The organism is Acidovorax sp. GW835-FHT14B10 (genome assembly GCF_058793725.1).
The window spans coordinates 58687-82146 of record NZ_JBXAGC010000013.1; the positions used below are offsets into that span (position 1 = coordinate 58687).

Genomic DNA, 23460 nt, shown 5'->3' on the forward strand with positions numbered 1-23460 from the left:
TTGAAGGCCCGTCCAATGGGGTGTGGATGCATGGCCCGGCCTGCCAGCCCCGCCACGCCACGCCCGCGCCATGCGGCAGCGGGTGTTGCCCCCGCTGCGCGCGCCGAAGTTGCAACCCATGGGCACGGACGGCACCCACCTGCCTCTTTTTTACGAAGAGTGGCCCGTGGCCTCAGACGCCGTGCAACGAAACAGCAACCTCCGTCGCTGAACCATTACGCAGCGACGGGCTGGGCGCGGTAGCTCTCGCTGCCCTCGGCCCAGGCCAGCAGCCGGTCGATATTGGGGTGCTTGCCCGGAAACGCCCGCGCATCCGCCACATGCTCTGCATACCACTCCAATCCCAGGCCGGCCGCCGCAGGCGTGATGCTGCCGCCATACAGCGCCGCCAGCGCGGCATACACCACCAGCGAGCCGGTCTGGCCCGGCTTGTTCTCGATGGTGGCCAGCACCTGTCCGTCGGTACCCTGCAAGTGCAGGGCGGCGAGGTGGCTGGCGGAGGGGAGTTGTTTCAGGCGGTCTGCGAAGTTCATGGAGGTATTGAAGGAAGCTCTGATGAATATGGCTTCTAGCGTCTGATTTATAAGCGCCAGCAGCTATGAAAACAGGAGTTTTATTGTACTTTCTGTCGCCTGTGCAATGGGGGCCAGCCTCTTGCGCCTGCCACACCCCCAACCCCGCCGAGCGCAGATCGATGCCGATCTCGATCTCCCGGTCCGCCGCCTCTTCGTAGCCCATGGGGTTGAAGCCAGCGTACAGATCGGGCAGCAGCCGCAGGCCGTATGGCGTGACAAACCGGTTGGCCTGGATGCCCGCCTTGTGCGTGTCAAACCGCACATCCGGGTCCAGGCCCGTCATGCCCACATACACGCAGGGCTTGCCGTCGATGTAGCCGGGGTTGTTCTTGCGAAAGCGGGGTTCCAGCAGCACGTCTTTGGAGAGTTCGACCACGTAGACGTGGTGGTGGGGCTTGCGGCGGCGCATGGTGTGGTTGTAGGCAAAAAATGGTGCTACGGCAAGTGGAGTCAGCGCCAGCAGCTACGAAAAATATAGTGAGGCGCAAGGACCGATCAGCCCGAAGTGCTCAGCGCACTCACAACGCCGGCCCATCCGGCGTAGAGCGGAGGCTCACGCTGGTCACCATGGCCCCCAATGAACCGGGCTGCGGCGCAGACGATCTGTTGTGCTGCGTTCCCCTGGGATCGAGCCGGGGGCCTGGAGTCGCTCTTACGGCGCGCTCCCCAGCGTTGCCAGCAGCCGGGCGCTCACCTCGGCGGCATCGGGCGTGGCGAACTGCATGTTGTGCTGGTCCGTCAGCGGGCCGTGGCCGGGCTCCATGCCGCCGGCAGCGTCGTAGCCCATGGCCTTGAACTTCCAGACCCCGCCGACCAGCTTGAGCGAGCCCACATGCGCGCCATCGGCCGTATGCACCGCCACCACACCGGCGTTGACGGGCAACAACTGCAAGGGGCCCGCCAGCGGGCCGGGCGGCACATGGGCGAAGGTGGGGGTGAAGGTAGGCGTCAGGGGCTGGGTCAGTGGCATAGCAATGTTTGTATCTCAAAAGCCCGGTGCCCGCCGCCCAATGCCATGCGGACCCCGGGCCCTGTCATGAACGACGGCGTGCTGTAGGCCACAGGGGGGCTTATTGGGAATCGATCGAAGTCTGTTTACGGCCAGAAGCAGTCTTAACAATTCAGGTCTTGACGCTGCCATTCACGCCAAGCTGCGAGAAAAACGCTGCACTACATTAAGATTCTTCGAATGACCCCAGCTATCATTGATCGAGAGGCGATTCATCCGCTGTTCCCAACGCACCTGCACACCGCGGATTTTTGGGAGCAGCTTGGCCGGACAATAGCCACGTTTGGATTCCTTGAAGACACGCTGGCGAAAGCTATTTTCGCGTTTACCGCTACGACAAAGTACTCCGAAGTGGAGGCGCAAAAAGTGCTGGAAAAATGGCCCTCAGTTCTTGAAAATGCAATGATCGAAACCCTGCACCGATTGGCTAAGATTTATGGCCAGGTTGTCAGAGATCATCATGATGCAGACGTCAAGAACGTCAGCGATCTCGTCGACAACATTAAGCAGGCGGCAGACATACGTAATGCTCTTTGTCACGGCCTCTGGCAGGCACCCGAACCTTCAGGAAAGTCACCGCTGAGCTACTTTAATAACAAGATGGAAAAATTCGATACGCCCATCGACGTTGCTTGGCTCAAGAAAGTTCAGAATCACGTCGTGACGATTAGTTGCGACGTCATCGATTCAGTGGCGGTAATGGGCTGGCAGTTTCCAGGGGGCACCGGTCCTGGATCTCCGATATGGGCGGAGGTTGGTGAATGACTAAGGATGGGCGGATTCAAAAGTGAAGTGCAACACCTGCCAACCAGTAAGGTCAGCAGATGCACGCCGCCCCTTCGCAGTACCGCCAGCTCCAGCCTGAAGACCGCACCACCATCGCCAGCCTGAAGCAACAGAACCACGGCGTACGTGCGATTGCACGGCAATTGCAACGCTCGCCCGCCACCATCAGCCGGGAACTGAAGCGCAACGCCTCTTCATCTGGCTATGGCAGCGCCCAAGCCCAGTGCCTGAGCCTGCAGCGCAGGTGCGGCGCCAGGCCTGCGGTCAAACTGCACCCCGATTCGATCCTGTGGGCTCTGGTTGTCCATCTGCTGCGGCTTCGCTGGTCACCCGAGCAGATTGCCCTGACACTGGCACGCTTGTATCCCCCCGGCCATGAGTACCGCGTGTCACACGAGACCATCTACAACTGCATTTATGCCATGCCCGTGGGCGAGTTGCGCAAGGAGCTGATCGCCACCCTGCGCCACGCCCACAACAAGCGGCTGCCGCGAAGCAAAGGCAAAGACCGCCGAGGCCAGATCCCGGACATGCTGAGCATCCATGTGCGCCCCCCAGAGATCGAAGACCGTCAGTTCCCCGGGCACTGGGAAGGTGACCTGATCAAGGGCGAAGGCAATGCCAGTGCAGTGGGGACGTTGGTGGAGCGCACCAGCCGGCTGGTCATGCTGGTCAAGCTCCCTGAACTCAAGCCGGCCAGTGCTGCCAACGTCTTGCAGGGCTTCACGGACAAGTTGCTGGGCATTGCCCAACCGATGCGTCTGAGCATGACGTACGACCAGGGCAGGGAGATGGCCATGCACAAGAAGCTCAGCGAGCAGACGGGCATAGCGGTGTACTTCTGCGATCCACACAGCCCCTGGCAGCGGGGCTCCAACGAAAACATGAATGGCCTGGTGCGCCAGTACCTGCCCAAGGGGACGGACCTGAGCATCTACAGCCAGGAGCAGCTCGATGCGATTGCCGATGAAATCAACAACCGCCCCAGAAAAGGACTGGGGGTACGATCACCACTGGCCGTATACCGCGAGTTGCTGATCAACAGCCCGCAGCACTCCACCCTCGTTCATTGAAACCCAGGGTGTTGCACTTCACTTTTGAATCCGCCATGCTTCACTGCGGAACTGATAGCTCCCGACACTGGTCCATCAGCATTAATGACTATTTCTCGCTTCTGCGAACTACTTCTCAGTGGTTGCTGCAGAAGCTTCTTTCGATCAAGTGTAGTCCAACGATTAGCACACGTCGTTGGCCGACGTAAATACAGAGATTACCTATTATGCTCAACCGAACTTGGAAAGCACGTTTTCTTCGACTGTGGCTGGTAATTGCTTTACCAATGGCCTGCTGGACAGCCTATGAGGCATGGGATGCATACAAAAGAGCTGACTACTATCAAAAAGATGCTGAGTTCTGGTTAGAACGGGCAAGGGAAAAAGGTCAAGAGCATAACATTTATGATCCGGATAGATCGACGTCAACAACTAAACTTCTTGAAAAGCAGAAAAACGAAACGGAAGCCGTAAGTTTCGTTTGGTTCACAACGGCCCTCCTAGTATTACCTCTTATTGGTCTGATTGCCCTGAAAATTTTTGGATGGGTGTGGTTTGGAATATCCACCTCAGCGAGGAAGAACGGTACGAACTAACGATAAGCTTTTTTTGCTTTTCATAAAAGACAGCCAAAAGACTGCAATGGGTCGTAAGCGGCCAACAGCCCAAAAGAAAAGGCCAGCAAACCAACGAGGTTTGCTGGCCTTTTCTCCATTCAGGGGTAAATCATTTCCCCCAAGAATCCTTCAACCCCACCGCCAAGTTAAACACCGGCTTCTCCGCCCGGTGGTCCACCCGGTCCGCCACAAAGTACCCGTGGCGTTCAAACTGAAACTTGTCGTCCGGCTTGGCGTTGGCCAATGATGGCTCCACGATGGCGGTCACCACCTTCAGGCTGTTCGGGTTCAGGCTTTCGATGAAGTCTTTGCCGCCCGCGTCGGGGTGGGCATCCAGGAACAGGCGGTCGTACATGCGCACTTCGGCGTTCACGCCGTCGGCCACGCCCACCCAGGTGATGGCGGCTTTGACCTTCACGCTGTCGGCGCCGGGGGTGCCGCTCTTGGTGTCGGGCACCACGGTGGCCAGCACTTCGGTGATGTTGCCGTCAGAGTCTTTGGTGCAGCCGGTGCATTCGATGACGTAGCCGCCCTTCAGGCGCACCTTGTTGCCAGGGAATAACCGCTTGTAGCCCTTGGGGGGCACTTCTTCAAAATCTTCGCGTTCGATCCAAACTTCCTTGCCGATGGTGAAGTGGCGCAGGGGCGACTCTGTTCCCTCTGGGGGGTGGGGCAGGGCGGGCAGGCTGCAGGGCTCCAGGTGGCCGGCGCCCATGACTTCGTCCCAGTTGGTCAGCACCAGCTTGACGGGGTTGAGCACGGCCATGCCACGGTGGGCTTTCAGCTCCAGGTCTTCGCGCAGGCAGCCTTCGAGGGTGCTGTAGTCGATCCAGCTGTCGGATTTGGTCACGCCGATGCGTTCGGCAAAGGTTTGGATGGCGGCGGGCGTGTAGCCACGGCGGCGCAGGCCGACTATTGTTGGCATGCGCGGGTCGTCCCAGCCGCTGACCTTGTGGTCGTACACCAGTTGGGCGAGCTTGCGCTTGCTGGTGATGACGTAGGTGAGGTTCAGGCGCGCAAATTCGTACTGGCGGGGGGGCGGGGCGGTGAGCAGACCGCCCACGACCCGCCCGTCGGGGAGTTTCGACGTTTCTGTCAGGCGCTCCAGCAGCCAGTCATAAAACGGGCGCTGGTCTTCAAACTCCAGCGTGCACAGGCTGTGGGTGATCTGCTCCAGCGCGTCCTCGATGGGGTGCGCGTAGGTGTACATGGGGTAGATGCACCAGGTGTCGCCCGTGTTGTGGTGCGTGGCGCGGCGGATGCGGTAGATGGCCGGGTCGCGCATGTTGATGTTGGGGCTGGCCATGTCGATCTTGGCGCGCAGCACCATGCTGCCATCCTCGTGCTTGCCGTCGCGCATCTCGCGGAAGATGCGCAGGTTCTCGGCCGGGGTGCGGCTGCGGAAGGGGCTGTCCACGCCGGGCTTGCCGAAGTCGCCGCGGTTCACGCGCATCTGCTCGGCGGTTTGCTCGTCCACATAGGCGTGGCCTGCCTCGATCAAATACTCGGCGGCGCGGTACATGAAGTCGAAGTAGTCGCTGGCCTGGTAGGGCTTGTCGTTGCCGGGCTGGCTCCAGTCAAAACCGAGCCATTTCACCGCATCGATGATGCTGTTGACGTATTCGGTGTCTTCTTTTTCGGGGTTGGTGTCGTCAAAGCGCAGGTGGCACACACCGCCGTAGTCGCGCGCCAGGCCGAAGTTGATGCAGATGCTTTTGGCGTGGCCTACGTGCAGGTAGCCGTTGGGCTCGGGCGGGAAGCGGGTGCGGATCTTGGCGGGGTCGGGCTGGCCGGCCGCGTGGTGGGCGGCGTCGCCGGGGTTGCCGGCCCAGCGGCGGGTGGCGTAGGTGCCTTTTTCCAGATCGTGCTCGATGATCTGGCGCAGAAAGTTGCTGGGGCGGGTGGCTTCGGTGGCGGCGGTGTTGGTTGCGGGCGTGGTGCTGGCAGGGGTGGGGGTGCTCATGCGGTCATTTTAGGGTGCGGCTTGTGGCTGCGATGCGTGGGCGCAGATGGGGGGTGTACGTCCAGAAACAATATCGGGCGCGTTTCATGACATCCTTTGGGGGGTGTGGTGCGTTGTGTACCAGTGAGGCCTGTCCAATGGGTTGGTGGCCTCTGTTCCCCAAGGAGATTTCCATGACGAAAACCCGTTCTATCTATGCCATGGCCGCTGCTGCCGGTGTGGCGCTGGCCCTGCTTGCGGGCGCTGGCACCGCCCAGGCGCGCGACGTGTATTGGTCGGTGGGCGTGAATTCGCCAGGCGTGGCGTTGGGCGTCAGCAATGGCGGCTATCCCGTTTACGTGGCCCCCGCGCCGGTGTACGTGGCGCCAAGGCCCATTTACTACCAGCCACCGCCTCCGGTCTATTACGCACCGCCGCGGCCCGTGTATTACGCCCCTCCGGCCTACTATGCGCAGCCACCGGGCTATTACTACCGTGATCGCGGACACCGCCATGGGCACCGCAACCGTGGTGGTTGGGGCGACCGCTGGGATCGCTGATCCGGCTTCAGCGGTACGGTCACTGCTGACTGCGACCACCTGGTTGGGCACCGCATAATCCGGCGTCTGGCCTGCCGGTGTGGCAGGCGGATCGCCCGGAGTGCATGCCTGTGAAAACCGTTTTTGTCCTGAATGGCCCCAATCTGAACCTGCTGGGCACGCGCGAACCTGCCGTGTATGGCGCCCAGACGCTGGCCGATGTAGAGCAACTGTGCGCCACTGCCTGTGCTCGCCACGGGTTTGCGCTGCGCTTTCACCAAAGCAACCACGAGGGCGCGCTGGTGGACTGGATCCACGAGGCGGGCCGCCTGCACGCCGCGAGCGAATTGGCGGGCGTGGTGCTCAATGCCGGGGCCTACACCCACACCAGCGTGGCGCTGCTCGATGCCATCAAGGGCACGGGCGTTGCACTGATCGAGCTGCACATCAGCAACGTGCACGCCCGCGAGAGCTTCCGCCACCACTCCTGCATTGCCGCTGCCGCCAAGGCGGTGATGTGCGGTTTTGGCGTCAAGGGCTATGGCCTGGCCATTGACGGCCTGGCCGGTCTGTGAGGGAGCGGGTTTTTCGCATGAACGATTTGTATCTTCCCTCCGAGGTGCAGCGCCTGGCTGCGCAAGCCGAGCGCCACACCACACCCTGCGGCGAGGGCGACATCCTCTGGCATGTCTGGGGCGAAGCCCGCCCGGGGGCGCACCCGCTGGTGCTGCTGCATGGCGGCAGCGGCAGCTGGACGCATTGGGTGCGCAACATCGATGCCCTGGTGGCCGCCGGGCGCCAGCTATGGGTGCCCGATCTGCCCGGTTTTGGTGAGTCCGCCGCGCCGCTGTCGGGCGGCGATGCCGATGCGCTGGTGGCGCCGTTGCGCGCAGGGTTGCACACTTTGCTGGGCAACGCACCCTGTGATCTGGTGGGGTTCTCGTTTGGCGGCTTGACGGCCGGCCTGCTGCTGGCCGCCCACCCCGAGCTGGCCGAACGGCTGGTGCTGGTGGGGGCGCCGGCCATGGGCGTGGTGCCCCACCGGCAGTTCGAGCTGAAAGCCTGGCGCCACCTGACCGATCTGGACGAGCAGCTGGCCATCCACCGCTACAACCTGGCCGCGCTGATGCTGCATGACACGCGCCTCATCGACGGCCTGGCCCTGCAGACCCATGTGGCCAACGTGCTGCGCGATCGCATGCCCCGCCGCCGCCTGGCGCACACCGACATCCTGGCGCGCTCGCTGCCGCAGGTGGCTTGCCCGGTGCATGCCATTTATGGCGAGCACGATGCGCTGTACAAAAGCTGGATCCACCAGCTCGAAGACGCCTTTGCCGCGACTGCCCCTGATTTTCGGGGCATGCACCTGGTGCCCAATGCCGGTCACTGGGTGCAGTTCGAGCAGCCCGAAGCGTTTGATGCGGCGCTGCTGGCGGCGCTGGCCTGAAAGCCTGCGCGATGCCGCACGGTGTTCCATGAGCGCCGCCTTGCTGCAGGTGGCCGAAGCCGAGGTGGAATTCACGGCCATGCGCGCCCAGGGCGCCGGCGGCCAGAACGTCAACAAGGTTTCGAGCGCAGTGCACCTGCGCTTTGATGTGGGTGCCTCCTCGCTGCCTGAAGAGGTGAAAGAGCGCCTGCTGGCCCTGCGCGACAGCCGCATCACGCAGGACGGTGTGGTCGTCATCAAGGCCCAGCAATACCGCAGCCAGGAGCAAAACCGGGCCGACGCGCTGGCGCGGTTGAACGCGCTGGTGCAATCGGTGGCGCAGCCACCCCGCACGCGCCGCGCCACCAAACCCACCTATGGCTCCAAACAGCGGCGATTGGAATCCAAAACCCAGCGCGGTGAAACCAAGGCATTGCGCGGGAAGGTGCGGGACTGAACGGTGTGGCAGTGCTATTGGAAAGAATCCTGGAACAATGTGTCTGAGTGCAGAGGGATTGAATCGTTGTTTGATAGCTCCTACATTCTGGGTATTCACTGAAAGACTGCCATGTCCACTTCTGCATCCACCGCTAGTCACGTTTCCAGCACCACCCTCGTTCCGGCGCTTTTTGTGTCGCATGGCGCGCCCCTGTTTGCCCTGGATGCGGGCGAAACCGGCCCTGCGCTCACCCGCTGGGGGCAGGAGTTGCGTGCGCAGTTTCCCGCCTTGCGCGGGGTGGTCGTCATGTCGCCGCACTGGATGGCCCGGACCCCGCAGGTCATGACGGGCCCGCAGCCTGCCACCTGGCACGACTTTGGCGGCTTTCCGCCCGCGCTGTACCAGTTGCAATACCCCGCGCCCGGCGCACCTGCTCTGGCGCAAGAGGTGCTGGCCCTGCTGCAGGCGGCCGGCGTGCCTGCCCAGGGTGATGCGCAGCGCCCGTTTGACCACGGCGCCTGGGTGCCGCTGATGCACCTGTTCCCGGAGGCCGACCTGCCCGTGGTGCAGGTGGCGCTGCCCGTGAGCGCAGGCCCCGCCGAGGTCTATGCCATGGGCGCTGCGCTGCGCGGCCTGCGCAGCCAGGGCGTGCTGGTGCTGGGTTCGGGCAGCATGACACACAACCTGGGTGAATTTTTTGGCGGGGCGCGCGAGCCTGCGCCTTATGTGATCGAGTTCAGCCGCTGGATCGAATCGGCCCTGGAGCGGGGCGACCTCAAGGCCTTGCTCAACTACCGCAGCCTGGCGCCGCACGCCGAGCGCGCCCACCCCACGGAGGATCACTTTCTGCCGCTATTCTTTGCACTGGGTGCCGCGGGCGACGACTGGCGCGCAAACTATCTCAGCCGCGAAGTGATGTACAGCATGCTGGCGATGGATGCCTTTGCGCTGCAGCCCGTGGCATGACCGTGCCCATCCACCCTATTTTTTTAACTAAAACCGCCTCTGGCGCATGACTATGCTTGATCTACCGCTCACCTTTTTGCAGCGCCCTGCCACTGCGGGTATTCCCAAGCCCTGGTTGCTGGTGCTGATGCATGGCGTGGGCAGCAACGAGCAGGATCTGTTCCGCCTGGCTTCGCAGATTCCCGAGCGCTTTCATGTGCTGAGCCTGCGCGCACCCCACCGCATGGGCCCGGGCTCGCACGCCTGGTTTGATTTCTCGGTGGAGCCCAGTGGTGCCCGCAGTATCAACGAGGCGCAAGAGGCCCACAGCCGTGCCCTGGTGGCGCAGACCGTCGAGGCGGCATCGGCCCAGCTGGGCATTGCGCCCGAGCGCGTGGTGGTAGGGGGCTTCAGCCAGGGCGGCATCATGGCCTTGTCGCTGCTGCTGACGCGGCCCGAGCTGCTGCATGCCGCCATGGTCTGGCACAGCCGCCTGCTGGCCGAGGTGGTGCCGCTGCAGGCTTCGCACGAGGCATTGCACGGCAAGAAGCTGTGGCTGAGCCACGGCACGCACGACAACGTGATTCCACTCGCCAACGCCCAGGCCATTGCGCACCACATGGCAACGCTGCCCGTGTCGGTGACCTACCGCGAGTTTCCGGGCGCGCACGAGATCCGCCCGTCCGAGCTGGCTGCCACGGTGGCGTGGCTGGAGTCGCTCTCGACCACGCCCGTGCCCTATTGAGGTATTTTTTGCTATTTCATTGATAGCTTTTGGTGCTTTCTGGTAAAGCGCGAAACCGTTATTTCTTGCGAATATCAGGCCGGGCTGGGTCATTCTGGCAATGACAGCCCCGGCCGGAAGAACGCATCCAAGACCGGCATCAGCGCCGGAAATTCCTGCGCAAACTGCGCCCGGTTCACAAAATACGCCTCGCACGCCACCGCAAAAAACTCGGCTGGTGCCGTGGCGCCATAGGCATCGAGCCAGGGCTGCATGGCGCCAAAGCGGTGGGCCATGATCACGCGCTCGCGAAAATCCGCATAGGCTGGCTCCCATGCCGCCCACCAGGCCTCGTGGGCAGCACGGGCCGTGCGGGTGCCCATGAAGCCCGCCGGCAGGGGCGGGCAGCCGTTGGGGGCACCGCTGCGCATGTCGAGCTTGTGCACGAATTCGTGCACCACCACGTTGGTGCCGCGTGCGGTGTTGTGGCTGGCATCGGCCACATGCTGCCAGCTGAGCATGATGGGGCCGCGTTCCATGGCCTCGCCCAGCAGCACTTCGGTGTGCTCGTGCACCACGCCGGCATCGTCCACCGTCTGGCGGCGCGCCACCGCTTCGCCCGGGTGCACCACGATGCCCACGAAGTCGTCGTACCAGCCCAGGGCTGCGGCGGCATCGCCCCAGTGCAGCAGTGGCAGGCAGGCCTGCGCGGCGATGTCGATGGCCATGGCATCGGTCACCACCAGACCATGGGCGCCATGGAACTGCTTGTGGTGCAAAAAGAGGGCGCTGAGCGCGCGCAACTTGGCCTGGTCGTGCAGCGGCAGGGCCGCCAGAAACGGATAGCGCTGCAGGGTTTGCAGCCACAGCGCGGCCGAGATGTCAGGCACGGGCGCCACGGTGGCGCGAACGCGGCTCCAGAGCCGGTCAAGAAAGGGGGGCATGGCGATCGGGCTGCAGGAGGTCGAGCCCCGCGCAATTCAGGATCACTCGCACCTGGGGGCCAAAGCCACGCGTTCCAGGCCCGCGTTGGACAAACGCAGTGTTTCCAGGCGCGGGGGCTGTGCGGCGGCGTCCCAGTCGCTCAGCACCACCCGCTGCAGGCCCGGTGCCAGGGCGTGGTTCGCCGGTTTGTGGGTGTGGCCGTGGATCAGGGTGTGCGCCTGGGCGGCTGTGAGCCATTCGATGGCGGCGGGGCCGTCCACATCGGCGTAGATGGCGCCCGATTGCTTGCGCGCCTCGCTTTCCTGGCGGATGCCGCGTGCCTGCGCACGGCGCGTGGCCAGGGGCTGGGCCAGAAATTGCGCTTGCCACTGGGCACTGCGCGCCTGCACCCGAAAGCGCTGGTAATCGACATCGTCCAGGCACAGCAGGTCGCCATGGCTGAGCACGAAGCGCTGGTTGTCGAAAACCAGCACGGTGGGGTCGGCCAGGCCGGTGATGCCGCAATGCGCAAGAAACGCCGGCCCCGCCAGAAAGTCGCGGTTGCCGTGCATAAAGTACACGGGCAGGCGCTGCGCTGCGGCCTGCAGGGCCGCGCAGCCTTGGTCCTCGAAGCTGCCGGGCTCCAGGAGGGCATCGTCGCCCACCCATACCTCGAACAGGTCACCCAGGATGAAGAGGGCGTCGGCCGGGGTGGTCTGCAGGTAGTGCTGCCAGGCGGCCACGGTGGCGGGCTCGCTGGCCTGCAGGTGCAGGTCGGAAATGAAATCGACCGTGCGCCAGTGCGGGGGAGCGGCAAACTCCTCGAACCGGGGCACGGTCGTCAACTGGTCGGCAGTCAAGACCAAAGCAAGGCCGTGGACTTAGATAGCCACAGCCTTGTCGATGACCACAGCGTCAAAAGGCACGTCGTCGTGGAAGCCCTTGCGCGTGGTGCGGACGGCCTTGATGGCGTCCACGACGTCCTGGCCCTTCACGACCTTGCCGAACACGGCATAGCCCCAGCCCTGGGGGGTGGGAGAGCTGTGGTTCAGGAAGGCATTGTCCACCGTGTTGATGAAGAACTGTGCCGTGGCCGAGTGCGGGTCGCCCGTGCGCGCCATGGCCACGGTGTATTTGTCATTCTTCAGGCCGTTCTGGGCTTCGTTCTCGATCGGGGCCTGGGTTTCCTTTTGCTTCATGTCGGCCGTCATGCCGCCGCCCTGGACCATGAAGTTCTTGATCACGCGGTGGAACACGGTGCCGTTGTAGAAACCGCTGTTCACGTAGCTCAGGAAGTTCTCGGCCGACTTGGGGGCCTTCGCGGCGTCCAGTTCGATGGTGATCACGCCTTGGGTGGCCGTTTCAGCCACGTTGATGGTGACGTGGAGTTCAACTTGTGGATTGCTCATTGCAGTGCTTTCTTCAAAAAAATTACTTCACCACGGTGGCGGAGTGGATGGTGACGGGGGTGGTGGGCACGTTCTGGTAGCCCCCCTTGTTGCCAGTGGCCACGGCCTTGATCTTGTCCACCACGGCCGTGCCCTCCACTACCTTGCCGAACACGGCATAGCCATGGCCGTCAGGCTGGGGGGCGTTGAGCATGGCGTTGGCCTTCACGTTGATGAAGAACTGCGCGGTGGCCGAATTGGGGTTGGCGGTGCGCGCCATGGCGATGGTGTAGGTGTCGTTCTTGAGGCCGTTGGCCGCTTCGAGCGCAATGGGGGCCTTGGTGGGCTTTTGCACCATGTCGGCCGTGAAGCCGCCGCCCTGGATCATGAAGCCGTCGATGACGCGGTGGAACACCGTGCCGTCGTAATGCTTGTCCTTCACATACGCCAGGAAGTTCTCGACCGTTTTGGGCGCCTTGGCGGGATCGAGCTGCAGCACGATGTCGCCCAGGGAGGCGGCCAGCTTGACCTTGGGAGCGTCTTGTGCCTGCGCTGGGTTTGCTATTGAAAAAATAGCTGATAAGACAATGCCAGTGAGCGCAATGGTCGATTTTCTTTTGGAAATCATACAGAACTCCTTGAGTGAATCAGAGCCGCAGAGCATGGGGGCCTGGCCGCTGCGGCGATGAAAAATATGGCGCTGAAGTTACCACCGGCCCGCCAGCGGGGCCGGTGGCATGGCCACAAGCCCCTGCCCGCGAACGGTTGTCAGGGGCGTGAAGCCGCGGGCCTGGCCGCAGCGCGGGCAGCGGCGGGCTGGAACAGCTCGCGCAGCTGGGCCTGCTTCAATTTGACGGTGGGGTTGTTGGCCTCCATCTGCTGCGCCTTGGCGTAGGCCTGGTAGGCCAGCCGGGCGTAGATGTCGCCCAGGTTCTCGTGCGCCGCCGCGTACGAGGGGTTGTTGCGCACCGCCATCTCCAGCGCCGTGCGGGCCTTGTCCAGCTGGTTCTGGCTGGCGTAGATCACCGCCAGGTTGTTGTAGGGCTCGGGCAGCTCGGGGTATTCCTGAGTGAGCTGGGTGAAGGTGGTGATGGCCGCATCGGTCTGGCCGAGGTCGGTCTGCGCCACGCCGCGCAGAAAGCGCAGCTGCGGATCGCGCGGGGCGGCCGTCAGGCGCTGGTCTGCCTTGCCCAGGGCTTCGGCGGCCTTGCCGGTCTTGAGCAACTGGGTGATCTCGATGTAGTCGCTGGCATGGGCCATGCCTGCGCCCAGCCATGCGGTCAGGGCCAGCAGGCGCAAAAGTCGGGAAAGGGTGCTGCGGACTTGCTTCATGGCGGGTAGGGAGGAGATGGGCACCGTCCGGTGCCGGCCGGGGCTTATACTTCGGCGGATTGTAGCTGAGGGGGTTGCCATGGCGGTGCGCTGTTGCCGCTGGTGATTTTGCCGGGCGCCCAGGGCTGGGCGCATCCCCTTGCGGGGCCCGTACCTTTCGCTACCGGGTGAACCGGCTTCACCTGTCTCCCATTCAGTCTCCCGTTACAGAAACCCCATGAGCTTGCGCATCTACAACACGCTGTCGCGTGCATTGGAGGATTTTTCCCCGCTCGAACCCGGCCATGTGCGCATGTATGTGTGCGGCATGACCATTTACGACCTGTGCCATATCGGCCACGCCCGCATGATGATGGCGTTCGACGTGGTGCAGCGCTGGCTGAAAAGCAGCGGCTACCGCGTCACCTATGTGCGCAACATCACCGACATCGACGACAAGATCATCCGGCGCGCGCTGGAGCGCGGCATCACCATCCGCCAGCTCACCGACGAGATGATCGTCGCCATGCACCAGGACATCGGCGCCCTGGGCATCGAGCCGCCGGCCCTGGAGCCGCGCGCCACCGAATATGTGCCCCAGATGCTGTCGCTGATCGGCCAGCTCGAAGGCAAGGGCCTGGCCTACCGCGCCAGCAACGGCGACGTGAACTACGCGGTGCGCAAGTTTGCGGGCTACGGCAAGCTCTCGGGCAAATCGCTCGACGAGCTGCGCGCGGGCGAGCGCGTGGCCGTGCAGGAGGGCAAGGAGGACCCGCTCGACTTCGTGCTCTGGAAGTCCGCCAAGGAGGGCGAACCGCCCGAGGCCAAGTGGGACAGCGCCTTCGGCACGGGCCGCCCTGGCTGGCACATCGAATGCTCGGCCATGAGCTGCGCCACGCTGGGCGAGACCTTCGACATCCATGGTGGCGGGGCCGACCTGCAGTTCCCGCACCATGAGAACGAGATCGCCCAGAGCGAAGGCGCCACCGGCAAGCCGCTGGCCAGGTTCTGGGTGCACAACGGCTTCGTGCGCGTGGACAACGAGAAGATGAGCAAGTCGCTGGGCAACTTCTTCACCATCCGCGATGTGCTCCAGAGCTACGACGCCGAAACGGTGCGCTTCTTCATCGTGCGTGCCCATTACCGCAGTGCGCTCAACTACAGCGACGCCCACCTCGACGACGCGCGCCAGTCCCTCAAGCGGCTGTACACGGCGCTGAGCCTGGTGGCCCCGTCCCAGGTGTCCATCGACTGGAACGAGCCCCATGCCGCACGTTTCAAGGCGGCCATGGACGAAGACTTCGGCACACCCGAGGCGATTGCCGTATTGTTCGACTTGGCCAGCGAGGTCAACAAGACCCGTTCGCCCGAACTGGCAGGATTGCTCAAGGCGCTGGCAGGCTGCCTGGGGTTGCTGCAAGGCGATCCGCAGGCCTTCCTGCAGGCTGGGGCGGGCTTTGACGAGGCCGCCATCCAGGCGCAGATCGCCGCCCGTGCTGCCGCCAAGGCGGGCAAGGATTTTGCGGAGGCTGATCGCATCCGCAACGCCCTGCTGGCCCAGGGCATCGTGCTCAAGGATTCGGCCGCTGGAACGACCTGGGAAGCCGCACAGTGATCTTTTTGAATATGAAATACGCCCCCAGGGCATACGGGGCGAGCAGTGGTAGCTTCTAAAAATGCAGCAACCGAGGTGCTCGCTTCGTCTGGCCCGGCGCTGGCCACGCCCGATTACTGGGCCGAGGCCTGCAAGCACCTGATGAAGAAAGACCGGGTGATGAAGCGCCTGATCCCCCAGTTTGGCGACGCGGCCCTGCAGACGCGGGGTGATGCGTTCACCACGCTGGCGCGTTCCATCGTCGGGCAGCAGATTTCGGTGAAGGCGGCGCAAACCGTGTGGGAGCGTTTTTCCGCACTGCCGCGCAGCATGAAGCCCGGCCATGTGCTCAAGCTCAAGATCGACGACATGCGGGCCGCCGGCCTGTCGGCCCGCAAGGTCGACTATCTGGTGGACCTGGCCCTGCACTTCGAGGGTGGCAAGCTGCATGTCAAGGACTGGGCGGCGATGGACGACGAGGCCATCATCGCCGAGCTGGTGGCCATCCGCGGCATCGGCCGCTGGACGGCCGAGATGTTTCTGATCTTTTATCTGATGCGGCCCAACGTCCTGCCCCTGGACGACGTGGGCTTGATCAATGGCATCAGCCAGAACTATTTTTCGGGTGATCCTGTCAGCCGCAGCGATGCCCGCGAGGTGGCCGAGGCCTGGAAGCCATGGTGCAGCGTGGCGACTTGGTATATTTGGCGATCGCTCGACCCGTTGCCCGTGGCCTATTGAGGCCCGTTTCATCAGTCATGAACCGGTTGTGCAACACGGGCCTCGCACCAGAGGCACCCAGGGCGCGACCCAAGGAGAAAAACGTTGGCGAAAAAGACCTTTCTGGATTTCGAGCAGCCCATTGCCGAGCTGGAGTCCAAAATTGAAGAACTGCGCTACGTGCAGACGGAAAGCGCGGTCGATATCTCGGAAGAAATCGATCAGCTCAGCAAGAAGAGCCAGCAGCTCACCAAGGACATCTACAGCGAGCTGACCCCCTGGCAGATCACCAAGATCGCCCGCCACCCCGAGCGCCCTTACACGCTCGACTATGTGCGCGACATCTTCACCGACTTCGTCGAGCTGCACGGCGACCGCCACTACGCGGACGACCTGTCCATCGTGGGCGGCCTGGCGCGTTTCAATGGCCACGCCTGCATGGTGCTGGGCCACCAGAAGGGGCGCGACACCAAGGAGCGCGCCATGCGCAACTTTGGCATGAGCAAGCCCGAGGGCTACCGCAAAGCCCTGCGCCTCATGAAGACGGCCGAAAAGTTCAAGCTGCCCGTGTTCACGTTTGTGGATACCCCCGGCGCCTACCCCGGCATCGATGCCGAGGAGCGCGGCCAGTCCGAGGCCATCGGCCGCAACATCTTCGAGATGGCGCAGCTCGAAGTGCCCATCATCACCACCATCATCGGCGAAGGCGGCTCTGGCGGCGCGCTGGCCATCAGCGTGGGCGACCAGGTGGTGATGCTGCAATATGCGATCTATTCCGTGATCAGCCCCGAGGGCTGCGCCTCCATCCTCTGGAAGACCAGCGACAAGGCGCAGGAAGCGGCCGACGCCCTGGGCATCACAGCGCACCGCCTCAAGGCGCTGGGCCTGGTGGACAAGATCGTGAGCGAGCCCGTGGGGGGCGCCCACCGCGATCCCAAGCAGATGGCGGCTTTCCTCAAGCGTGCGTTGGGCGATGCCTTCCGCCAGGTGGCCGATCTCAAGACCAAGGATCTGCTCGACCGCCGTTATGACCGGCTGCAAAGCTATGGCCGTTTCACCGACACCAAGGCCGACAGCCGCTGAATCCGTGGTGGAGAAGGCTGTAGCCTTCACCTCGCACCCGTGCCATGGCCCCGCAAGGGGCCTTTGCATTGGTGCGGACGCTTTTGCGCCACGGGTGAAGGAGGGCGCGCAGTGACGCTGCCGTTTGACGCCGCCATGGCGGCCTTTTCGCCCGCATTGCCATTGGCTGTGGGGCTGAGTGGTGGTGCCGACTCGACGGCGCTGCTGCTTGCCTGCGCACAGAAATGGCCGGGGCAGGTACAGGCCATTCATGTGCACCACGGCCTGCAGGCCGCAGCCGATGATTTCGAGCAGCATTGCCGCGCATTGTGCAAGCGCCTGCAGGTTCCGCTGACCGTGCAGCGCATCGACGCACGCCACGCACCGGGCGAAAGCCCCGAAGATGCTGCGCGCCGGGAAAGATACAAGGCTTTTGAGGCTGTGGCGCACGCCAGTAAAGCGAAAAATGCCATTCATTCAATAGCATTGGCCCAGCATGCGGATGACCAGGCCGAGACGCTGCTGCTGGCCTTGTCGCGCGGCGCCGGCGTGGCGGGGCTGGCCGCCATGCCCGCTGACTGGGAGCGGGGCGGCGTTCGCTGGCACCGGCCCCTGCTGCGCGTGGCGGGGGCGCAGGTGCGTGACTGGTTGCGTGCGCAGGGGCAGGATTGGGTGGAAGACCCCACCAACACCGACGAGCGCTTCACGCGCAACCGCATCCGGGCGCAGCTGCTGCCCGCTCTGGACGCGGCTTTTCCGGCCTTTCGCGACACGTTTGCGCGCTCTGCGTCCCATGCCGCCCAGGCCGCCGAGTTGCTGGACGAGCTGGCGCAGCAGGACCTGGCCCTCACGGGATCGCCCCCGGAGATTCGGCCATTGCAGGGGCTCAGCCGCGCGCGCCAGGCCAACGTCCTGCGCCACTGGCTGCGCGTGGCGCATGCCACCACCCCCTCCGCCGCGCAGCTGGGGGAGCTGCTGGACCAGCTGGCGGCCTGCACCACGCGCGGCCACCGCATTCACATCAAGGTGGGGCGGGGGTTCGTGGTGCGCTCGGGGCCGCGGCTCGATTGGTACAATCCCGAGGTTTTGGTCTAACAACGGCACGAAAAACGGCGGCGCACCAAAACAGTGTTTAACCCGCGCTGCGGCTCCAGTTTCATCACCCCCAATATCCCATGGCATTGATCGTTCACAAATACGGCGGCACCTCGATGGGCTCTCCGGAGCGCATTCGCAACGTCGCCAAGCGCGTGGCCAAATGGGCGCGCGCCGGCCACCAGATGGTGGTGGTTCCCAGCGCCATGAGCGGCGAAACCAACCGCCTGCTCGCCCTGGCCAAAGAGCTGGCTCCCCCACGCGCCACCCCTGCGTACCACCGCGAACTCGACATGCTGGCGGCCACCGGCGAGCAGGCCTCGTCTGCATTGCTGGCCATTGCGCTGCAGGCCGAAGGCATGGGCTCGGTCAGCTATGCCGGATGGCAAGTCCCCATCCGCACCGACAGCAGCTACACCAAGGCGCGCATCGAATCCATTGACGACCAGCGCGTGCGCGCCGATCTGAACAATGGCAAGGTCGTCATCGTGACCGGTTTCCAGGGCATCGACGACGAAGGCAACATCACCACGCTGGGCCGTGGTGGCTCGGACACCTCGGCCGTGGCCGTGGCGGCCGCCATGAAGGCCGACGAGTGCTTGATCTACACCGATGTGGATGGCGTCTACACCACCGACCCGCGTGTCGTGCCCGAGGCACGTCGCCTGCACACGGTGAGCTTCGAGGAAATGCTGGAAATGGCCAGCCTGGGCTCCAAGGTGTTGCAGATCCGCTCGGTCGAGTTCGCGGGCAAATACAAGGTGCCCATGCGCGTGCTCTCCAGCTTCACCCCCTGGGACATCGACATCAACGAAGAAGCCAAGTCCGGCACGCTGATCACTTTTGAGGAAGACGAAAAAATGGAACAAGCCGTCGTATCCGGCATCGCTTTCAACCGCGACGAAGCCAAGATCTCGGTGCTGGGCGTGCCCGACAAGCCAGGCATCGCCTACCAGATCCTGGGCGCAGTAGCCGACGCCAATATCGAAGTGGACGTGATCATCCAGAACGTCAGCAAGGACGGCAAGACCGACTTCAGCTTCACCGTCAACCGCAACGACTACGCCCGCACGGTCGAACTGCTCAAGGACCAAGTGCTGCCCGAACTCGGCGCGCAGGAAGTGGTGGGCGACACCAAGATCTGCAAGGTGAGCATTGTCGGTATCGGCATGCGCAGCCACGTGGGCGTGGCCAGCAAGATGTTCCGCACCCTGAGCGAAGAGGGCATCAACATCCAGATGATTTCCACTTCCGAGATCAAGACCTCGGTGGTCATCGACGAGAAATACATGGAACTGGCCGTGCGCACCTTGCACAAGGCCTTCGAACTGGATCAGCCAGCCGCCTGAACCCGCCAGAAATGCCTCGAAAATGGGGCATAATAGCGGGATTGGAAACGTGACCGAGTGGCCGAAGGTGCTCCCCTGCTAAGGGAGTATGGGGTGTAGAGCCTCATCGAGGGTTCGAATCCCTCCGTTTCCGCCAAGCAACAAAGCCCTGCATGTCAGGGCTTTTTTGTTTTTTGCATCTGGCGTGTGAGGTGGTCATCGGCCACGCGGCGCTTGCAGAGGCAGCGCTCAGGTGGCGTCATTCGTCGATGGATGCGCTCCAGCGGTCGCCCCAGTCCTGGGCGCGGTCCATGTTGCGCCGGTCCCTTTTGGTCGGGCGACCTTCCTGCAGCGTTGCGGCGGGTTCGGGGGCCAGCCGGCGCTGTTCGGCCGCTTTTTCACGGGCGGCGATGCTGTCGGCGGTTTCCTCATACAGCCGTTGTGCGACAGGGGCGGGGCCGCGTGCGCCACTCAATCCCCGCACGAGCACTGTGCGTGCCACCACGCCCTGGCGCAAGGCGACGGTGTCGCCGCAGCGCAGGTCGCGGGCGGCCTTGGCCGGTTGGCCGTTGACGGTGACGCGGCCTTTGCCGATTTCTTCGGTGGCCAGGCTGCGGGTTTTGTAAAACCGCGCACACCACAGCCATTTGTCCAGTCGCATCGTTTCGAGGGCACTCATGGCGAGGATTGTGACGCGGTGGCTGTCGGTAGGGCCGTGGCGGGCGGGGTCAGCGGCAGGTGAACGACGGCATCCAGCCCCGCCACAAGACCCGATTCCATGCGGTTGGTCAGCGCAATGCTGCCGCCCAGCGCCTGCACAATTTCATGGCAGATGGCCAGACCCAGGCCGCTGCCGGTGCGCACGTCGCCCGCCGAGAAGGGCTGGAAAAGGCGGGCGGCCAGTTCATCGTCGATGCCGCTGCCATGGTCGCGGATGGTGAGCACCACCTGGTGATCGTTGCAGCGCAGGTCCACCGCCAGCTCGCTGCCTTGCGGGGCATGGCGAATGGCGTTGTGCAGCAGATTGCGGGCCAGTTCGCGCAGCATCCACTCGTGGGCCCTAACCGTTGCGGGTTCGGTCTGGATGCCAAAGTCGAGGTCGCGCTGCGCGATCAAGGGTGACAGATCCAGTGCCACCGCGCGCAGGAGGTCATCAAACCGGGTCGGTGGCGGCGTGCTTTGCTGGCGCAACTGTTCGACCTTGGCGAGGGCGAGCATCTGGTTGGCCAGTTGCGTGGCGCGGTCCACGGTGTCGCTGATTTCCCGCAGGGCCTGGTGCGGGGGCACATCGCCGCGCAGTGCGGACTGCACCTGTGTCTTGAGCACGGCCAGCGGTGTGCGCAGCTGGTGAGAGGTGTCGCGCACAAACCGTTTCTGGTGGCGCAGCAGATGCTGCAGCCGTTGCATGACCTGGTTGGTGCTGTCGATCAGGGGTTGCAGTTCTCGGGGCGCAGAGCTGGCTGCAATCGGACTGAGGTCGCCATCGGGCCGCGCTTGCAATTGCTGGCTGAGCTGGCGCACCGGGCGGGTGGCCCGCTGCACGACGATGACCACGGTGAGCGCGATCACGGCAATCAGCAGCGCTTGCCGGGCCAGCGTGTTCCACAGGATCTGCAGCGCCAGGGTTTCCCGCACTTCCAGGGTCTCTGCCACCTGGATGACCGCCATGCCGCGGCCGCTGGCGCTGGCCACGGGTTGCAGCAGCACGGCCACGCGCACGCGTTCGCCGCGGAATTGGTCGTCATAAAAGTCCACCAGCGCCGCATACGGAGGGCGATCCGGAATGCGCCCCTGCCATGCTGGAAGTTCGGCAAACCCCGAGACCATTTCTCCCTGCAGGGTGGAGATGCGGTAGAACATGTGGCTCTGGTTGTCGGCCTCGAAGGCCTCCAGGGCGGCATAGGGCACGATGGCGCGCAATTGCGCCGCATCGTCGTAGCCCGACACATCCAGCTGTTCGCTGATGGTCTTGGCCGATGCCAGCAAGGTGCGGTCGTAGGCCGTGTTCAGGGAGGTCAGTGTCTGCCGGTACAGGCTGAGCGTGTTGAAGCCGATGAACGCCACCACGGGCAGCAGGATGCCCAGCAGCAACCGCCTGCGCAGCGACGGCGCACGCCAGGCAGCCGTCCTTGTCACGTATCGGCCCTGAGCAGGTAGCCCAGCCCGCGCAGCGTCATGAGGGTCAGACCCGTGTCGGCCAGTTTCTTGCGCAGTCGATACACCACCACCTCGATGGCCTCGTACTGCACGTCCAGCTGCCCGGGAAACACCAGTTCATAAAGACGTTCCTTGGTGACGGCATGGCCCGGCTGTGCCAGCAGGGCATGCATCAGTGCCAGTTCGCGGGGCGTGAGCTCCATGACGGAGCCGTTGCGGTACAGCGCGCCGCTGTCCTTGTCGTAGCGGATCGCTCCGATCTGCACGAAATGGCCCGCGGAAGGCGCGGCGTCCGTGCTGCGCCGCAGCAGGGCGCGCAGCCGGGCCTCCAGCTCGTCCAGATCGAAGGGTTTGGGCAGGTAGTCGTCGGCGCCGGCGTTCAGGCCCAGCACCCGGTCACCCACGGTGCCGCGTGCGGTCAGGATCAGCACCGGTGTGCGCAGCCCGCGCGCGCGGGCCTGCTGCAGCACCTGCAAGCCATCCAGGCCGGGCAGGGTGAGATCGAGCACCACCGCATCGGGTGGCCGGGCCACCCACTGTTTGAGTGCCACAGCGCCGTCGCCCGCGGCAGTGACCTCCATGCCCCGGCGTGTCAATGCGCGCTGCAGCGTGATCTGCATGGTGGGGTCGTCTTCGACGAGAAGCAATTGCATGCGCGGCACCATAGCACCGACCACAGGCGGTTGCGGCATGGGTGTTTTCCCTGAGTGTGCGGACAGCCGTTTGACAGGCTGCGCGCGCATCATCGGGCGGTTCGCCAACCCTACAAGGAGACATCGATGCGTCGCGACACCTTTCTCAAATCCCTGGCTGCGCTGGCCGCTGCCGGAGCCTTGCCCCTGTCGGCCCATGCCGCCAGCGCTGTCAAGATGATGCTGCCTGCCAACCCGGGCGGTGGCTGGGACTCCACCGGGCGCGCCCTGGGCAAGGCATTGCTGGAATCGGGGGCGGCATCGTCGGTCACCTATGACAACAAGGGCGGCGCCGCAGGCGCCATCGGTCTGGCGCAGTTCGTCAACTCCAGCAAGGGCGACCCGAACGCGCTGATGGTGATGGGCGCCGTGATGCTGGGCGGCATCATCACCGGCAAACCGCCAGTGAGCCTGTCGCAGGCCACGCCCATTGCGCGCCTGACCAGCGAATACAACGTGTTCGTGTTGCCCGCCAATTCGCCTTACAAGAGCATGGCCGAGGTGATCGCCCAGCTCAAGAAAGATCCCGGCAGTGTGAAGTGGGGTGGCGGCTCGCGCGGTTCCACCGAGCACATCGCTGCCGCGATGATTGCGCGTGAGGTGGGTGTGGACCCGGCCCGGATCAACTACGTGGCCTTCCGGGGAGGCGGCGAGGCGATCGCGGCCATCCTGGGCGGCAACGTGACGATTGGCGGTGGCGGCTACAGCGAGATGGCCGAGTACATCGCCACCAAGAAGATGACGCCCATTGCCGTGACCTCGGGCCAGCGCCTCAAGAACTCGACCGTGCCCACCCTCAAGGAGCAGGGCATCAACGTCGAGATTGGCAACTGGCGCGGCGTGTATGCCGCCCCCGGCATCACGGCCGAACAGCGCAAGGCGCTGACGGAGATGGTGGCCAAGGCCGTCAAGAGCAAGAGTTGGGCCGAATCGCTGGAAAAGAACGATTGGACCCCGGCCTGGATGGCGGGCGACGCGTTCGCGAACTTTGTGGACAATGAGTTCGCCAGTCTGCGCGCCACCATGGTCAAGGCCGGAATGGTCTGAGCACGGCCCCGGCACCGTGCGACCGCCACCGGAGGCGGTGCACGGTTTTTTTGCGCGTGTCCATTGCGGTGCGCGCCGTGATGCGCGT

Annotated in this window: 26 protein-coding genes, 1 tRNA gene and 1 pseudogene; 16 read left to right on the forward strand and 12 right to left on the reverse strand. The window is 64.0% G+C overall.

What is annotated here, in order from left to right:
• Positions 1 to 215: 215 nt before the first annotated feature.
• The 3 genes and pseudogenes from AC1Q5S_RS11815 to AC1Q5S_RS11825 form a co-directional block, all read right to left on the reverse strand.
• Positions 216 to 533, reverse strand: a complete 318-nt coding sequence (locus AC1Q5S_RS11815) for a DUF2322 family protein (RefSeq protein ID WP_303837471.1) — start codon at positions 531 to 533, stop codon at positions 216 to 218.
• 124 nt (positions 534 to 657) lie between these two features.
• Positions 658 to 984, reverse strand: a pseudogene (locus AC1Q5S_RS11820) (hypothetical protein); the annotation flags it as partial.
• Positions 985 to 1227: 243 nt separating this feature from the next.
• Complete coding sequence (locus AC1Q5S_RS11825) at positions 1228 to 1545, reverse strand: hypothetical protein (RefSeq protein WP_303837470.1); 318 nt, start codon at positions 1543 to 1545, stop codon at positions 1228 to 1230.
• 219 nt (positions 1546 to 1764) lie between these two features.
• Between AC1Q5S_RS11825 and AC1Q5S_RS11830 the strand changes: the two genes are divergently transcribed.
• From AC1Q5S_RS11830 to AC1Q5S_RS11840, 3 genes are all read left to right on the forward strand, one after another.
• Positions 1765 to 2349, forward strand: coding sequence for a hypothetical protein (locus AC1Q5S_RS11830; protein ID WP_303837468.1), 585 nt, complete (start codon positions 1765 to 1767; stop codon positions 2347 to 2349).
• A 59-nt stretch (positions 2350 to 2408) separates the two neighbouring features.
• Positions 2409 to 3443, forward strand: a complete 1035-nt coding sequence (locus tag AC1Q5S_RS11835; RefSeq protein WP_422289579.1) for an IS30 family transposase — start codon at positions 2409 to 2411, stop codon at positions 3441 to 3443.
• 206 nt (positions 3444 to 3649) lie between these two features.
• The gene (locus AC1Q5S_RS11840; RefSeq protein ID WP_303837467.1) at positions 3650 to 4018 is read left to right on the forward strand and encodes a hypothetical protein; all 369 of its coding nucleotides are present in this window, start codon (positions 3650 to 3652) and stop codon (positions 4016 to 4018) included.
• A 130-nt stretch (positions 4019 to 4148) separates the two neighbouring features.
• Here the strand turns inward: AC1Q5S_RS11840 and AC1Q5S_RS11845 are convergent, their stop codons facing one another.
• Complete coding sequence (locus tag AC1Q5S_RS11845) at positions 4149 to 6002, reverse strand: glutamine--tRNA ligase/YqeY domain fusion protein (RefSeq protein ID WP_422203298.1); 1854 nt, start codon at positions 6000 to 6002, stop codon at positions 4149 to 4151.
• A gap of 173 nt (positions 6003 to 6175) precedes the next feature.
• On the opposite strand from AC1Q5S_RS11845, the gene AC1Q5S_RS11850 reads away from it, so the two are divergent.
• From AC1Q5S_RS11850 to AC1Q5S_RS11875, 6 genes are all read left to right on the forward strand, one after another.
• Positions 6176 to 6541 carry a hypothetical protein gene (locus AC1Q5S_RS11850; RefSeq protein WP_422203300.1) on the forward strand — a complete coding sequence of 122 codons (366 nt, stop codon included), beginning with the start codon at positions 6176 to 6178 and terminating at the stop codon, positions 6539 to 6541.
• Positions 6542 to 6645: 104 nt separating this feature from the next.
• Entirely contained in the window at positions 6646 to 7095 is a 450-nt protein-coding gene (gene aroQ / locus AC1Q5S_RS11855; protein WP_422203302.1) for a type II 3-dehydroquinate dehydratase, read from the forward strand.
• A 17-nt stretch (positions 7096 to 7112) separates the two neighbouring features.
• Positions 7113 to 7967 carry an alpha/beta fold hydrolase gene (locus AC1Q5S_RS11860; protein WP_422203304.1) on the forward strand — a complete coding sequence of 285 codons (855 nt, stop codon included), beginning with the start codon at positions 7113 to 7115 and terminating at the stop codon, positions 7965 to 7967.
• A gap of 28 nt (positions 7968 to 7995) precedes the next feature.
• Positions 7996 to 8403, forward strand: a complete 408-nt coding sequence (gene arfB, locus AC1Q5S_RS11865) for an alternative ribosome rescue aminoacyl-tRNA hydrolase ArfB (protein WP_303836480.1) — start codon at positions 7996 to 7998, stop codon at positions 8401 to 8403.
• A gap of 111 nt (positions 8404 to 8514) precedes the next feature.
• Positions 8515 to 9351 carry a DODA-type extradiol aromatic ring-opening family dioxygenase gene (locus tag AC1Q5S_RS11870; RefSeq protein WP_422203307.1) on the forward strand — a complete coding sequence of 279 codons (837 nt, stop codon included), beginning with the start codon at positions 8515 to 8517 and terminating at the stop codon, positions 9349 to 9351.
• Positions 9352 to 9403: 52 nt separating this feature from the next.
• Entirely contained in the window at positions 9404 to 10075 is a 672-nt protein-coding gene (locus tag AC1Q5S_RS11875) for an alpha/beta hydrolase (protein ID WP_422203351.1), read from the forward strand.
• Between the two features lie 89 nt (positions 10076 to 10164).
• On the opposite strand, the gene AC1Q5S_RS11880 is transcribed toward AC1Q5S_RS11875, so the two are convergent.
• The 5 genes from AC1Q5S_RS11880 to AC1Q5S_RS11900 form a co-directional block, all read right to left on the reverse strand.
• The gene (locus AC1Q5S_RS11880; protein WP_492238929.1) at positions 10165 to 10998 is read right to left on the reverse strand and encodes a M90 family metallopeptidase; all 834 of its coding nucleotides are present in this window, start codon (positions 10996 to 10998) and stop codon (positions 10165 to 10167) included.
• 42 nt (positions 10999 to 11040) lie between these two features.
• Positions 11041 to 11823 (reverse strand): UDP-2,3-diacylglucosamine diphosphatase, encoded by a 783-nt coding sequence (locus AC1Q5S_RS11885; protein ID WP_303836521.1) that lies wholly within the window; start codon positions 11821 to 11823, stop codon positions 11041 to 11043.
• A 36-nt stretch (positions 11824 to 11859) separates the two neighbouring features.
• A complete protein-coding gene (locus tag AC1Q5S_RS11890) occupies positions 11860 to 12387 on the reverse strand; it encodes a peptidylprolyl isomerase (RefSeq protein WP_303836488.1) in 528 nt (175 codons plus the stop codon).
• A 22-nt stretch (positions 12388 to 12409) separates the two neighbouring features.
• Complete coding sequence (locus AC1Q5S_RS11895; protein WP_492238931.1) at positions 12410 to 12994, reverse strand: peptidylprolyl isomerase; 585 nt, start codon at positions 12992 to 12994, stop codon at positions 12410 to 12412.
• A gap of 140 nt (positions 12995 to 13134) precedes the next feature.
• Positions 13135 to 13698: a tetratricopeptide repeat protein gene (locus AC1Q5S_RS11900; RefSeq protein ID WP_303836492.1), complete on the reverse strand. Its 564-nt coding sequence runs from the start codon at positions 13696 to 13698 to the stop codon at positions 13135 to 13137.
• A gap of 217 nt (positions 13699 to 13915) precedes the next feature.
• On the opposite strand from AC1Q5S_RS11900, the gene cysS reads away from it, so the two are divergent.
• The 6 genes from cysS to AC1Q5S_RS11930 all read left to right on the forward strand — a co-directional run bounded on the left by cysS (position 13916) and on the right by AC1Q5S_RS11930 (position 19633).
• Positions 13916 to 15292 (forward strand): cysteine--tRNA ligase, encoded by a 1377-nt coding sequence (cysS, locus tag AC1Q5S_RS11905; RefSeq protein ID WP_422203313.1) that lies wholly within the window; start codon positions 13916 to 13918, stop codon positions 15290 to 15292.
• Between the two features lie 75 nt (positions 15293 to 15367).
• On the forward strand, positions 15368 to 16012 hold the full coding sequence (locus AC1Q5S_RS11910; protein ID WP_303836496.1) for a DNA-3-methyladenine glycosylase family protein: 645 nt from the start codon (positions 15368 to 15370) through the stop codon (positions 16010 to 16012).
• Between the two features lie 84 nt (positions 16013 to 16096).
• Positions 16097 to 17074, forward strand: coding sequence for an acetyl-CoA carboxylase carboxyltransferase subunit alpha (locus AC1Q5S_RS11915; RefSeq protein WP_303836498.1), 978 nt, complete (start codon positions 16097 to 16099; stop codon positions 17072 to 17074).
• Positions 17075 to 17185: 111 nt separating this feature from the next.
• Positions 17186 to 18148 carry a tRNA lysidine(34) synthetase TilS gene (tilS, locus tag AC1Q5S_RS11920; RefSeq protein ID WP_422203316.1) on the forward strand — a complete coding sequence of 321 codons (963 nt, stop codon included), beginning with the start codon at positions 17186 to 17188 and terminating at the stop codon, positions 18146 to 18148.
• An 80-nt stretch (positions 18149 to 18228) separates the two neighbouring features.
• Positions 18229 to 19497, forward strand: a complete 1269-nt coding sequence (locus tag AC1Q5S_RS11925; protein ID WP_303836503.1) for an aspartate kinase — start codon at positions 18229 to 18231, stop codon at positions 19495 to 19497.
• Positions 19498 to 19540: 43 nt separating this feature from the next.
• Positions 19541 to 19633, forward strand: a tRNA-Ser gene (locus AC1Q5S_RS11930).
• 102 nt (positions 19634 to 19735) lie between these two features.
• On the opposite strand, the gene AC1Q5S_RS11935 is transcribed toward AC1Q5S_RS11930, so the two are convergent.
• The 3 genes from AC1Q5S_RS11935 to AC1Q5S_RS11945 are packed head-to-tail and all read right to left on the reverse strand — an operon-like array spanning position 19736 to position 22286.
• Positions 19736 to 20155, reverse strand: coding sequence for an RNA-binding S4 domain-containing protein (locus AC1Q5S_RS11935; RefSeq protein WP_303836505.1), 420 nt, complete (start codon positions 20153 to 20155; stop codon positions 19736 to 19738).
• Positions 20152 to 21612, reverse strand: coding sequence for a sensor histidine kinase (locus AC1Q5S_RS11940; protein ID WP_422203319.1), 1461 nt, complete (start codon positions 21610 to 21612; stop codon positions 20152 to 20154). The genes AC1Q5S_RS11935 and AC1Q5S_RS11940 overlap by 4 nt, the downstream gene beginning before the upstream one ends.
• Positions 21609 to 22286, reverse strand: coding sequence for a response regulator transcription factor (locus AC1Q5S_RS11945; protein ID WP_303836509.1), 678 nt, complete (start codon positions 22284 to 22286; stop codon positions 21609 to 21611). Before AC1Q5S_RS11945 ends, AC1Q5S_RS11940 begins: the two co-directional genes overlap by 4 nt.
• Before the next feature lie 126 nt (positions 22287 to 22412).
• Between AC1Q5S_RS11945 and AC1Q5S_RS11950 the strand changes: the two genes are divergently transcribed.
• The gene (locus AC1Q5S_RS11950; protein ID WP_303836511.1) at positions 22413 to 23372 is read left to right on the forward strand and encodes a Bug family tripartite tricarboxylate transporter substrate binding protein; all 960 of its coding nucleotides are present in this window, start codon (positions 22413 to 22415) and stop codon (positions 23370 to 23372) included.
• Positions 23373 to 23460 lie beyond the last annotated feature (88 nt).